The 11,575-nt window shown below is 69.5% G+C and carries 11 protein-coding genes; 6 read left to right on the top strand and 5 right to left on the bottom strand.

Annotation, left to right across the window (positions count from 1 at the left end):
- On the top strand, positions 1–849 hold the full coding sequence (locus tag QF035_RS07075) for a bifunctional 5,10-methylenetetrahydrofolate dehydrogenase/5,10-methenyltetrahydrofolate cyclohydrolase (protein ID WP_307519025.1): 849 nt from the start codon (positions 1–3) through the stop codon (positions 847–849).
- On the opposite strand, the gene QF035_RS07080 is transcribed toward QF035_RS07075, so the two are convergent.
- Both QF035_RS07080 and QF035_RS07085 read right to left on the bottom strand, forming a co-directional pair.
- Positions 850–1,887 carry a CU044_5270 family protein gene (locus QF035_RS07080; RefSeq protein ID WP_307519026.1) on the bottom strand — a complete coding sequence of 346 codons (1,038 nt, stop codon included), beginning with the start codon at positions 1,885–1,887 and terminating at the stop codon, positions 850–852.
- The gene (locus QF035_RS07085) at positions 1,880–2,443 is read right to left on the bottom strand and encodes an RNA polymerase sigma factor (protein ID WP_307519027.1); all 564 of its coding nucleotides are present in this window, start codon (positions 2,441–2,443) and stop codon (positions 1,880–1,882) included. The genes QF035_RS07080 and QF035_RS07085 overlap by 8 nt, the downstream gene beginning before the upstream one ends.
- A gap of 106 nt (positions 2,444–2,549) precedes the next feature.
- Between QF035_RS07085 and ctaD the strand changes: the two genes are divergently transcribed.
- The gene (ctaD, locus tag QF035_RS07090) at positions 2,550–4,232 is read left to right on the top strand and encodes an aa3-type cytochrome oxidase subunit I (protein ID WP_307519028.1); all 1,683 of its coding nucleotides are present in this window, start codon (positions 2,550–2,552) and stop codon (positions 4,230–4,232) included.
- Between the two features lie 5 nt (positions 4,233–4,237).
- Complete coding sequence (locus QF035_RS07095; protein WP_307519029.1) at positions 4,238–4,585, top strand: hypothetical protein; 348 nt, start codon at positions 4,238–4,240, stop codon at positions 4,583–4,585.
- On the opposite strand, the gene QF035_RS07100 is transcribed toward QF035_RS07095, so the two are convergent.
- Positions 4,542–5,414, bottom strand: a complete 873-nt coding sequence (locus QF035_RS07100; RefSeq protein ID WP_307519031.1) for an SDR family oxidoreductase — start codon at positions 5,412–5,414, stop codon at positions 4,542–4,544. The genes QF035_RS07095 and QF035_RS07100 overlap by 44 nt on opposite strands.
- Before the next feature lie 105 nt (positions 5,415–5,519).
- On the opposite strand from QF035_RS07100, the gene QF035_RS07105 reads away from it, so the two are divergent.
- Together QF035_RS07105 and QF035_RS07110 are read left to right on the top strand one after the other, a co-directional pair.
- Complete coding sequence (locus tag QF035_RS07105; RefSeq protein WP_307519033.1) at positions 5,520–6,404, top strand: sigma-70 family RNA polymerase sigma factor; 885 nt, start codon at positions 5,520–5,522, stop codon at positions 6,402–6,404.
- Between the two features lie 82 nt (positions 6,405–6,486).
- Complete coding sequence (locus QF035_RS07110; RefSeq protein WP_307530935.1) at positions 6,487–7,722, top strand: glycosyltransferase; 1,236 nt, start codon at positions 6,487–6,489, stop codon at positions 7,720–7,722.
- Between the two features lie 84 nt (positions 7,723–7,806).
- On the opposite strand, the gene QF035_RS07115 is transcribed toward QF035_RS07110, so the two are convergent.
- The gene (locus QF035_RS07115) at positions 7,807–9,246 is read right to left on the bottom strand and encodes a M6 family metalloprotease domain-containing protein (protein ID WP_307519034.1); all 1,440 of its coding nucleotides are present in this window, start codon (positions 9,244–9,246) and stop codon (positions 7,807–7,809) included.
- 194 nt (positions 9,247–9,440) lie between these two features.
- Positions 9,441–10,103, bottom strand: a complete 663-nt coding sequence (locus tag QF035_RS07120) for a TetR/AcrR family transcriptional regulator (protein WP_307519035.1) — start codon at positions 10,101–10,103, stop codon at positions 9,441–9,443.
- A gap of 156 nt (positions 10,104–10,259) precedes the next feature.
- On the opposite strand from QF035_RS07120, the gene QF035_RS07125 reads away from it, so the two are divergent.
- Positions 10,260–11,510: a YncE family protein gene (locus QF035_RS07125; protein ID WP_307519037.1), complete on the top strand. Its 1,251-nt coding sequence runs from the start codon at positions 10,260–10,262 to the stop codon at positions 11,508–11,510.
- Positions 11,511–11,575: the final 65 nt, after the last annotated feature.

The raw sequence follows: 11,575 nt of genomic DNA on the forward strand, positions 1-11,575 counted from the left end.
ATGCCCCAGGCCCAGCTGATGGACGGCACCGGTCTCGCCCGGCGGATCACCGACGAGACGGCCAAGCGGGCGGCCAGCCTCACCGAACGCACGGGGGTGGCGCCCTGTCTGGCCACCGTGCTGGTGGGTGAGGACCCCGCCTCCGTCACGTACGTACGCATGAAGCAGAACCGTTCCCGCAAGACGGGTATCGAGTCGCGGCACGTGGCTCTGTCCGCCGGGACCACGACGGCCGAGCTGATCGGCACGCTCACCGAGTTGTCCGCCGACCCGACCGTGCACGGCATCCTGTTGCAGCACCCGATGGGTCATCACATCGACGAGCGCGCGGCGTTCGAGGCGATCGCTCCGGAGAAGGACGTCGACGGGGTCACACTGGCGTCCTTCTCGGCGATGAGCTTCGGTCTGCCGGGCTTCGCGTCGTGCACGCCCGGCGGGATCATGCGGCTTCTGGACGAGTACGACGTCGACCCGGCCGGTAAGCGGGCCGTCGTGGTCGGTCGCAGCGCGATCCTCGGCAAGCCGGTGGGGATGCTGCTGCTCGGCCGCGACGCCACGGTGACGTACTGCCACTCGCGCACGGCCGATCTGTCGTCGGTCGTGCGGGAGGCCGACATCGTGGTGGCCGCGGTGGGGCGGCCCCGGCTGATCCGCGGCGAGGACATCAAGCCGGGCGCGGTCGTCGTCGACGCCGGCTACAACCCCGGCAACATCGGCGACGTCGACTTCGACAGCGCACGGGAGCAGGCCTCGCTGATCACTCCCGTGCCGGGCGGGGTCGGTCCGATGACGATCGCCACGCTGCTGGCCCAGACCGTCGAGGCGGCCACGCGGCAGACCGGTGCCTGATCAGCGAATCCACGCGCTGTAGTCCATGACGTCACCCACCTCGAGTCCGTACTCGGGGTCGGCGGCCGTGGCGGTGCTCTCCAGGCCGAGGACGGCACCGGTGACCGGATCCATGATCAGCATCTGCCGGGCCCCGGTGGCGTCGTACACGTACGCCTGACCGCTCCGGCCCAGGCGATCGGTCACCTGGCCGACGGGCCGCAGTCCGCCGGCGTCCGCGAGGACTCGGGCGAGTGCCGCGTCCTCACGGGGGCCGAGGGTCCAGGTGTCGAGCAACAGCCGTGTGGCGTCGAGCAGTTCGCGCGTGGTCAGCGGGGTGTCGGTGTGCTGCGCCTCCTGCAGATAGGCGCGCAGCCGCTCGGCGTCGTGCGGGGGCGGCGACTCGGGCGGGGCGTCGCTCCAGCTCGGCGGAAAGGTCTGATCGCTGATGACGTGACCGTCGTCGACGAGGTCCGGATCGCCGTCCGCGTCGGACAGCACCGGCCGGCCCGGGTGGCGCGGGTCGGTCGCGACGACCAGTTCCGTGTGGCTGTCGTCCGCGTTCCAGCGCACGATGCGCTCCACGGGGAGCGTGATCGGAGGCTTGTCCTCCGACATGCCCATGCTCCACGACTGCACATGCGTGCCCTTGCGCAGACCGGACGAACCGTCCGCCGCCGCCCCGTCGGCCCGCTCGGCCAGCCGGTCCAGCGGTACCGGCGTGGAGTCGGCCCGGACGACCAGCGGGCGCGGCGCAGCCACCGCGGGGGTGGTGCTCGGGCCCGCGAGGAGGATCGTGAGGGAGGTCACGGCGACGGCCGCGGTCGTCGCTAGGGCCCACACGAGACGCGTACGGCGGGGGCGGGGGCCTCGCAGAAGCCGGCCGAGGCTGTTGCGGCCGAGCCGGAAGCGCCCTGGCCCCGGGCTCTCGTCGGCCGCCGGTCCCATGAGCCGGCTGAGGCGGCGCTCGGCCTCGTGGCCCAGCGGTCCATCGCCGAAGCGGGGGTCGCCGGACGGCACCGGGTTGGCGCGGCGCAGCAGTTCGAGTTCGTCAGCCATGGCGCTGCTCCTTCGGGGTGTCGCGGCGAGGCGTCGTGGGACCGGCGGCCACGGCGGTCCGCATGCTGTCGATCTCGGCTCTGAGCCGACGGCGGGCGCGGTGCAGCCGCATCGCCGCCGCCCTGTTGCCGCAGCCGAGGGCCACGGCGACCTCGTCGATGCCGAGTTCCTCCCAGGTGGTGAGCCGCAGAACCTCCTGATCGGCGGGGGCAAGGCGGGCCAGCGCGTCGTGCACCCAGGCGCCGGGCTGCTCCGAGTCGGGGCTGTCCACGATCTGCCGGCCGTGCGCGGTCTCGTCGTGACCGAGCTTGTCGACGAGTCGCCGGCGGCGTCCGTAGCCGCGTACCGCGTTGGACAGGCAGTTGCGTGCCACGCCGTACAGCCAGGGAAGGGGGGACGCGGGCAGGTCGGACCGGCGCCGCCAGGCGACGGCGAAGACCTCCGCCACCACTTCCTCGACTTCGCTCGTCCGGCCGTCCAGTCGCCGCGCAACGTACCGGCTGACCGCCCAGTAGTGCTCGCGATAGGCAGCGGCGAAGGTCTCGTCGTTGCTCATGTTCCGTAGGTGTCCGGCAATCCCTCGATCGTCACACCTGAATGCGGTGATCCTTGTCGCTCCGCTCAAGTGTGACGCCGGGACAGGCCTCGGACACAGGCGGGGTATGGAGAGCAACACTGTCACCGCGGCGCTCGCGCCCCCGCGTGCGGGCCGTCGCCCGGGCCTCGCCGCCGTCCGCTGGCTGACCACCACTGACCACAAGACGATCGGTACGTTGTACCTGGTCACCTCGTTCGCGTTCTTCTGCATCGGCGGCGTGATGGCGCTGTTCATGCGCGCCGAACTGGCCCGTCCCGGCACGCAGATCATGTCGAACGAGCAGTTCAACCAGGCGTTCACGATGCACGGCACGATCATGCTGCTGATGTTCGCGACGCCGCTGTTCGCCGGTTTCACCAACTGGATCATGCCGCTGCAGATCGGCGCGCCCGACGTGGCGTTCCCCCGGCTGAACATGTTCGCCTACTGGCTGTACCTGTTCGGCTCGCTGATCGCGGTCGGCGGGTTCCTCACCCCGCAGGGGGCGGCCGACTTCGGCTGGTTCGCCTACAGCCCGCTCTCCGACGCGGTCCGCTCGCCGGGCATCGGCGCCGACATGTGGATCATGGGTCTGGCGTTCTCCGGCTTCGGCACCATCCTGGGCGCGGTCAACTTCATCACCACCATCATCTGCATGCGCGCCCCGGGCATGACCATGTTCCGCATGCCGATCTTCGTGTGGAACGTGCTGCTCACCGCGGTCCTCGTGCTGCTCGCCTTCCCCGTCCTGGCCGCCGCGCTGTTCGCGCTGGAGGCGGATCGGAAATTCGGCGCACACATCTTCGATGCCGCCAACGGCGGAGCGTTGCTGTGGCAGCACCTGTTCTGGTTCTTCGGGCATCCAGAGGTGTACATCATCGCGCTGCCGTTCTTCGGCATCATCAGTGAGGTCATCCCGGTCTTCTCCCGCAAGCCGATGTTCGGCTACATGGGATTGATCGGCGCGACCATCGCCATCGCCGGCCTGTCGGTGACGGTGTGGGCCCACCACATGTACGTCACCGGCGGTGTGCTGCTGCCGTTCTTCTCCTTCATGACGTTCCTCATCGCCGTGCCAACGGGTGTGAAGTTCTTCAACTGGATCGGCACGATGTGGAAGGGATCGTTGTCCTTCGAGACCCCGATGCTGTGGGCGACGGGCTTCCTGATCACCTTCACCTTCGGTGGTCTGACCGGTGTCATCCTGGCCTCGCCGCCGATGGACTTCCACGTCTCCGACAGCTACTTCGTGGTGGCGCACTTCCACTACGTGGTGTTCGGCACGGTCGTGTTCGCGATGTTCTCCGGCTTCCACTTCTGGTGGCCGAAGTTCACCGGCAAGATGCTCGACGAACGCCTCGGCAAGATCACCTTCTGGACGCTGTTCATCGGCTTCCACGGCACCTTCCTCGTCCAGCACTGGCTGGGCACGAACGGTATGCAGCGCCGGATTCCCGACTATCTGGCCGTGGAAGGACTGACGGTCCTGAACACGGTGTCCAGCATCTTCTCCTTCGTCCTCGGGCTGTCCCTGCTGCCGTTCTTCTACAACGTGTGGAAGACGGCGAAGTACGGCGAGAAGGTCGAGGTCGACGACCCGTGGGGTTACGGCCGTTCGCTGGAGTGGGCGACCTCCTGTCCTCCGCCGCGGCACAACTTCGTCGTCCTGCCGCGGATCCGTTCCGAATCCCCGGCGTTCGACCTGCACCATCCCGAAATCAGTGCCGTGGCCGGGCAGTTGCCTGTGCCGGAGAGGGTTCTGCGGTGACGGCGATGGACGAACGGCCGGTCGATGCGGGGGTGTTGATCAACGAGTTGGAGGGTCATCTGCTGATCGAGGCGACCCTGGGTGAAGGGCGGGCCGAAGCGGGCCGTTTCAGCCGGCAGTTCGGGTGGCTCACCGACAGTCAGCGGGTCGAGGTCGAGGAGCGGTTCGCGGAGGTGTACGTGGCGCTGGCGGGGGTTTCGTGGCAGCGGACGGTTCAGCGGGGTGCTGAGTTGCGGGGTGAGTATGAGGAGGCGTATCGGGTGTTGCGTCGACGGGTGCTCTCGGTGTGGCTGTTCGGGATGGCGCTCATCAGCGGGGCCGGCGTCCTGATTGTGTCGCTCGCCCGGCAATGACAACCAAGCCTGTTGTTCGATGGCTGCGGGCCGTCAGTGGCTGGTCGCGCAGTTCCCCGCGCCCCTGAAGGGCGCTCCTCTCCGCCAGGAAGTCCTCCCAGGTTCGCTTGCCGATCGTCGTGTCCGTGAGGGAGAGGTTGTTGCCTGCGCGGTAGGCGCGGCCTGCCTTTCCTGGCATGCGGACTGGGAGCATGAGGCGGCGCTTGCCGTGGGCCTTCAGGTAGGTGGTGAGCAGGTCGGCCAGGGCGTGGACCGTCGGGCCGGTCAGGTCGGGGACCAGGCCGGCCGGCTTGCCGAGGGTCAGTTCCACGAGTCGGGCGGCCACGTCGCGGGAGTCGACCGGCTGGAAGCGGAGTCCGCCCGGGACCGGGATCACGGGCAGCTTCGTCATCCCTTGCGCCATCTTCAGGACCAGGTCATGGAACTGGGCGGCCCGCAGTGTCGTCCACGGCAGGCCGGAGTCGGCCACGGCACGCTCGGCGCCCAGCTTGGCCCGGAAGTAGCCCAGCGGGACCGCGTCCGCGCCGGTGACAGAGATGTACACCAGGTGCCGTACTCCTGCGCGCGATGCGGCCCGCACGAGGTTGCGGGTCGCCTCGTCGTCGCCCTTGGGGCCGCCCGCGAGGTGGAGAACGGTCTCGACTCCGGCCAGCGCGGCCTCGATGCCCTCACCCTTGAGCAGGTCGGCGGTCACGTGCTCGACGCCGTCACCGGTTGCGCGGCCGTGCCTGCTGAGGACCCGCACGTCGTGGCCGGCCTCCCGCAGAAGGGGGACGACGTGGCTGCCCAGGGTGCCCGTACCGCCGGTGACCAGGATGGGAGTCGTCATGGTTCCTCCGTAAATCGCTCGGCCCGGGAGTCCGGCTCCCGGTACCTTCGGCTGGGTTTTCGTGGATCTACTGCCATGACCCCGGCCGACGAAGGAATGTGACACGTGAGCGAGCTCGACTGGCTGACCGAGGGTTTCGAGGAACACCGGCCCCGTCTGCACGCGATGGCGTACCGGATGCTCGGTTCCGCGAGTGAGGCCGACGACGCTCTTCAGGACGCCTGGCTGCGGGTGGGGCGCGCCGACACCGACGGCGTGGAGAACATCGGCGGGTGGCTGACGACCGTGGTGGCGCGGGTGTGCCTCAACATGCTGCGCTCGAGGGAGCACCGGCGTGAGGAGTCGCTCGAAGCGCAGGTGACCGTTCCGGCGCGTGGTCAGGACGATGGGCGCGATCCCGAGGAGGAGGCTCTGCTGGCCGACTCGGTCGGGGTGGCCCTGCTGGTCGTGCTGGACACGCTGTCCCCTGCCGAGCGCCTCTCCTTCGTCCTGCACGACATGTTCGCCGTGCCCTTCGACGAGATCGGCCCGATGCTGGAGCGTTCTCCGGCCGCCGTGAGACAGCTCGCGAGCCGTGCCAGGCGCCGGGTCAAGGGTGCCTCACCGCTGCCCGAGGCCGATCTGGCCCGTCGGCGCCGTGTCGTGGACGCCTTCCTGGCCGCCACCCGCGGCGGGAACTTCGACGCCCTGGTCGCCCTGCTCCATCCGGACGTGGTGCTGCACGCCGACAGGTCGGTCGTCCCGACGCCCGAGCCCGTCGTGGTGAACGGTGCGCACCCGGTCGCCAAGGGCGCGATGGCCGCCACGGGCCGGGCCCGGTTCACCGGTCCCGCGCTGGTGAACGGTTCGGTCGGACTCGCGATGGCTCCGCACGGGCGGCTCTTCCTGGTGCTCGCCTTCACGATCACGGACGACCTGATCACCGGGATCGATGTCGTGGCGGACCCCGACCGCCTCGACGAACTGGAGCTCGCGGTGCTCGACGGCTGACGGCGGTACGGCGCGTCGGCGTGCGGACCCTATGACCCGTACGGCACGCGCCGCCATACTGACCGTCGTGCGAGTAGCGATCATGACGGCGGGGTCGCGGGGCGACGCCGCGCCGTACACAGGACTTGGGCACGGGCTGGCACGGGGCGGGCACGAGGTCACCGTGGTGACGCACGCGTGCTTCGAACCGCTGGTGGCAGCCGCCGGGGTGGGCTTTCATCCACTGCCCGTGGATCCGCGGGCCGAACTGGAGTCCGTACGCGGGCTCGCGCTGCATCGCAGCGTCACCGGGATCGGGAAGCTGGCCCGGGTCGTCGAGATGGCCAGGTCGTTGGTGGGGCGGATGGCCGACGATCTGGTGGCCGCCGCCGAGGCCGCCGATGTGCTGCTGTTGTCGAGTTCGCTGGGGCCTCTCGGTCACGCCATCGCCGAGGGGCACGCGCTGCCGAGCATGGGCGTCTATCTCCAACCCCTGGCGCCCACGGGGGAGTTCGCTCCTCCGGTGATCGGCACCCGCTCCCTTGGTCCGGCCGGGAACCGGCTCGCGGGGCGGGCCGTCAATGTCGCCGTCGAGCGCATCTTCGCTGACACCACTCGGTCGCTGCGGGCCCGGCTCGGGCTGCCGCCGCTCGGTTCGCGTGCCGCCCGGCGTGCCCGTGAGCGGCAGAACTGGCCGGTCCAGCACGGCTTCAGCCCGCTGGTGGTGCCCCGGCCGCTTGACTGGCGGCCCGGTCTGGGCATCGCCGGGTACTGGTGGCCTCACGACCGCGAAGTCCAACTCCCGGACGGACTGCGGGACTTCCTGGACGCCGGGACCCCTCCGGTCTACTTCGGTCTCGGCAGCGCGACCGTGCCGAATCCCGAGCGGTTGAGCGAGGAGGTCGTACGAGCCCTGCGGGCGGCCGGGGTGCGTGGTGTCGTGCAGCGGGGCTGGGCCGGGCTGGAGGCCGGCGGGGACGACATGTTCACCGTGGACGAGGTCCCGCACTCGGCGCTGTTCCCGAGGATGGCCGCGGTGATCCACCACGCGGGTGCGGGCACGACCGCGGCCGCGCTGCGGGCCGGGGTGCCGGCCGTGCCCGTACCGATCCAGTTCGACGAGGCGTTCTGGGCCGCCCGGCTCGTCGCGCTCGGGGTGGCTCCGGAGGCCGTTCCGCTGCGCAGGCTCGATGCCGAGGCGCTCGGCGGTGCCGTGGCGCGTGCCGTCACCGAGCCCGTGTACGCCCGCCGCGCGAAGGCGCTGGCCGGCCGGCTCCGGGACGAGGACGGGGTGGGCCCCGTCCTCGCCGCCGTGGACCGGCTGGCCGCGGGAAACTGAAGCACCGTGAGCCGCCGGCACCCTGCCCGCAGGTCGGAGCACCGCGGCTCCCGGCGACAGCGCCGCGCCCCCTGGCTAGGGCCCCTACGCCACGGTGACGTGCACCGTCATCTCGTCGGCCCCGGGTGTGCCCACCGTCTCGATCGTGACCCCGGTCCAGGTGCCCTGGGGCAGGTTCAGCGCCGGAGCCGTCTTCTCGCCGACCGTGGTGTTGTCCTTGAACGGGTACAGGTCGTCGCTGTCACCGCGGTTGCCCCGGCCGAACATCCGGGAGAGGTCGCCGCGGCCGTCCGCCTGGAGGAGTTCGATGGCCAGGTTCTGTTCGTCGTTGACGTTGTCGATCGATTCGTCGACGACGTAGACGGCGATCCCCTCGTCGGGCAGGAAGGCGTCCTGGCCGCGACGGCGACGGTACTCGACGAGTATGTACTGGCTGTCGGACATGGTCGCGGGGTTCTGGATGAACACCGCTTCGCCGTCCTCGGCGGCGGGCCGCAGCCTGATGTCCCGGGTGGTCTTGTTCACCACCTGGGGCTCGATCCAGCCGTGGAACATACGCAGCATGGCGGTCGGGAAGACCGGGGTCAGACCGCCGTTGCCCCATGAACCGCCCGCCATCAGGCAGTAGTTGCCGAGTCCGGCCGAGCGGGTCAGCTGCTGCTGCCCGGTGTCGTAGTAGTCGGCCCAGCGCGCCGCGAGGTGGCCCCACTCGTGGGCGCAGACGCCGACGGCACTGTCCTCGGGGACGGTCAGGAAGGTGCGCGCGGACAGACCCGGACCGACGTCGACGCCGCCGGGGATCGTCCACTTGAGGCTCCACAGGTCGCCGCGCTGGGTCGTCTGCTCGGCGCCGCGTCCGGCGTGGATGACGAACAGGGCGGTGACGACTCCTTCGTCGAGTGCGTCGAAGGAGGTGAAGTCGACTCCGGCGTCCCGGGCCGCCAGTACGGCGTCACGCGCCAACCCCTGTGAGTTGCGCGGGAAGTTGGCGTTCATGCCGGAGTTGCCGTCGGCGTAGAAGGAGAGCGGCTGCGGCATCCGGAACCAGCCGTGCACCGCGCCCTGGACATCGATGCCGGTGCTCGGTGACGTGTCGAAGGCGCTGACGTCGCGGTAGAACGAGCGCATGCTGCCGGTCGGGAACTCGTCGAGGCCGAAGAGCATGCTGTCGTAGTGGCCGGGGCCGTGGTCGACCTCGTGCGGCTGGTCGGGAAAGTCGACTAGCAGCACCAACGTCCGGATCGTTCCCCGGAGTTGGGACGGCGGCCGGGTGATGAGCTGCTTGTCGGTGCTGGGGCCCGGGTCGAGGGCTCCGTCGTCGAGGCCGACGAGGTTCTCGCCCCGCCGTCCCGCGCGCCAGACGGTGTAGTACTCCTCGAACGTCATGTTCCCTGGCAGGCGGCGTTGCTTGAGCAGTTCGAGATAGCGGGCGTACAACTGCGCCAGGGCCTGGGGCGACAGCGGTACCGGGCAGGCGGCGGAACAGTCGTGGACTGGTCGTACAGGGCTGAGCGTATGACGCATCAGGCACCCCCTTCAGGGGACGAACCCCTCTTGCCGGACACGGAGAATCCAGAAAAATCCGGCCATGCGAAGGCCGTACACCTTCTCATAGTTGGGGCCGAGATTACTGTCAATGTGCAGTCGTACAGCGGAACTTGGGCGTGCCGAAACGGAACTCTCCGGTCCCCCGACCGGGCCGTGCCCTCGGCCCGGATCTACGAGCCCTCCGAACGCCATCCCGCCGGGCGCAGGATCCCCAGGAGCAACCCCACGAGTTCGTCCACCACCTCGTCGAGGCTCGCGTCGACCCAACCCGAACTCCAGTCGTGCAGCAGGCCGTTGACGCTGCCGATGAACGCCGCGGCGGCGATCCGGTAATCGCGGGGGACCGCCTCGCCCCGGACCGCGGCGGCCGTGGCCTCGGCGCAGACGAAGTCGATCCAGCGGGAACGACGGGCCAGCCGTTGCCGTTCGAGCCGTGGGCTGACGCCGATGATCTCGACGAAGGTGATGCGCAGGCGGCGCGGATCGCCGGTGACGTTGGCGGCGTAGGCGCGGAAGGCTGCCGTGGCGCGTCCCTCGATCGGCAGTCCGTCCGCCTCGGCGAGGCCGGTCAGGGCGGCCTCCTCGGCCCAGTCGTTGACCTGGAGGTGGAGAGCGGCCAGTACGTCTTCGAGGGTGCGGAACTCCTCGTAGAACTGGCGGGTGGACAGGCCGGCGGCCTCGCTCAGGGCGGAGACGGTCGTGGCGCGGTAACCGGGGGCGTCCCCGAACAGCTGGAGTCCGGCGTCCAGGAATCTCCGGCGACGCTCGGACTTCCGCTCCTCGGCGGTCTTGCCGCCGTAACGACCGGTCGGCGTTCGAAGCCTGCCCGCCATTGACCCTCCCTGATCGACCCGACGGCCAATTTTGTCCTGTCCGGAGTCTTGTGGTGAGCGGGCCCCGCTCCTTACTTTCCAGTAAGTCCAATCTGAACGTACGCGTTTTCAGATTCTCCGCCTTGTCATGCTCCCCACACATAGGAGAGATCGGTCATGTCTGCCTTCAGAGCCCGGCACGCCGTGTCCATCGCGGCCGCCCTCGTCCTGGCCGTCACCGCGCCGGCCACCGTGTCCGCCGCACCGAACGCCTCCGCGGATCTGCGAGAGGTGATGTTCGTCGGCAACAACTGGGAGGGCACCGCCGACGTCATCAAGTCCACGGGCGACTTCGCGAAGGTCGGCCGGATCAACGTCATCCCGGACAAGGACGCGCGGATGGCGGAGATCAACGCCGACCCGATCAAGTGGATCGCCTTCATGACCATCCGCAACAGCGTGGGCGAGGGTCACGACCAGTTCGTCGACGACATGTACTCCACCCCCGACGGCAGGTCGATGGTGGTATCCCGGCCGAGCTTCGCCGACGTGGTCTCGATCGACCTCGCCTCGGGCGACATCAACTGGCGCTTCCCCGTGTCGGGTTTCCGCGCCGACCACATGGCGGTCTCCCCCGACGGCACCCGGGTCGCCGTCTCGGCCTCCACCTCCAACACCGTGCACGTGCTGGACATCAACACGGGCAAACAGGCGGGCTCGTTCGCCACGGGTGACAAACCGCACGAGAACATCTTCACCAGCGACGGCAAGCAGATCTGGAACATGGCGATCGGCGACGTCAACACCGCGACCGACGCCCCGTGGCTGGACTGGACGAAGGGCGACCGCAAGATCACGGTCGTCGACGCGACCACGTTCAAGCAGGTCAAGGTCATCGACATGCGACAGCGGCTCGACGCGATCGGCCTCACCGACTACTCCGACGCGGTCCGCCCGGCCGCCTTCAACCCGGACGAGTCGAAGCTGTACTTCCAGGTGTCGTTCTTCAACGGCTTCTTCGAGTACGACATCGCCACGGACCGGATCACCCGCACCAAGACTCTGCCGATGAACCCCGCGACCAGCACCGACCGCACCACCTGGGTCAACGACTCGCGCCACCACGGCATCTCGATGAAGCCCGACGGCACGAAGATCTGCGTCGCGGGCACGATGGACGACTACGCGACCGTCATCGACCGCGCCACCCTCCAGGAGGGCCCGCTCGTCACCGCCTCCAAGCCCTACTGGGCGACCGTCAGCGGTGACGGCAAGTCCTGCGTGGTCTCCGAGAGCGGCGCCGACCAGGTCACGGCGATCGACTTCGCCACCGGCAGGAAGACCGTGTCCGTGGCCGTCGGCGACCACCCGCAGCGCGTCCGGCTGGCTCACGTGCCTGCCAACTGGACGGGACCGGCCGCCCACTGACCGCCTCCGGCCAGTTCCCCGCGCCCCCAAAGGGGCGCGGGGCTGTGACACTTTGCGGCTCCACC

The sequence above is a fragment of the Streptomyces umbrinus genome (genome assembly GCF_030817415.1).
Taxonomy (GTDB): domain Bacteria; phylum Actinomycetota; class Actinomycetes; order Streptomycetales; family Streptomycetaceae; genus Streptomyces; species Streptomyces umbrinus_A.

What these genes read in the sequence shown, in the direction of transcription:
- QF035_RS07075 (WP_307519025.1), top strand. Translation starts at nt 1, where the DNA reads ATGCCCCAGGCCCAGCTGATGGACGGCACCGGTCTCGCCCGGCGGATC.
- QF035_RS07080 (WP_307519026.1), bottom strand. Translation starts at nt 1,887, where the DNA reads ATGGCTGACGAACTCGAACTGCTGCGCCGCGCCAACCCGGTGCCGTCC.
- QF035_RS07085 (WP_307519027.1), bottom strand. Translation starts at nt 2,443, where the DNA reads ATGAGCAACGACGAGACCTTCGCCGCTGCCTATCGCGAGCACTACTGG.
- ctaD (WP_307519028.1), top strand. Translation starts at nt 2,550, where the DNA reads ATGGAGAGCAACACTGTCACCGCGGCGCTCGCGCCCCCGCGTGCGGGC.
- QF035_RS07095 (WP_307519029.1), top strand. Translation starts at nt 4,238, where the DNA reads ATGGACGAACGGCCGGTCGATGCGGGGGTGTTGATCAACGAGTTGGAG.
- QF035_RS07100 (WP_307519031.1), bottom strand. Translation starts at nt 5,414, where the DNA reads ATGACGACTCCCATCCTGGTCACCGGCGGTACGGGCACCCTGGGCAGC.
- QF035_RS07110 (WP_307530935.1), top strand. Translation starts at nt 6,487, where the DNA reads ATGACGGCGGGGTCGCGGGGCGACGCCGCGCCGTACACAGGACTTGGG.
- QF035_RS07115 (WP_307519034.1), bottom strand. Translation starts at nt 9,246, where the DNA reads ATGCGTCATACGCTCAGCCCTGTACGACCAGTCCACGACTGTTCCGCC.
- QF035_RS07120 (WP_307519035.1), bottom strand. Translation starts at nt 10,103, where the DNA reads ATGGCGGGCAGGCTTCGAACGCCGACCGGTCGTTACGGCGGCAAGACC.
- QF035_RS07125 (WP_307519037.1), top strand. Translation starts at nt 10,260, where the DNA reads ATGTCTGCCTTCAGAGCCCGGCACGCCGTGTCCATCGCGGCCGCCCTC.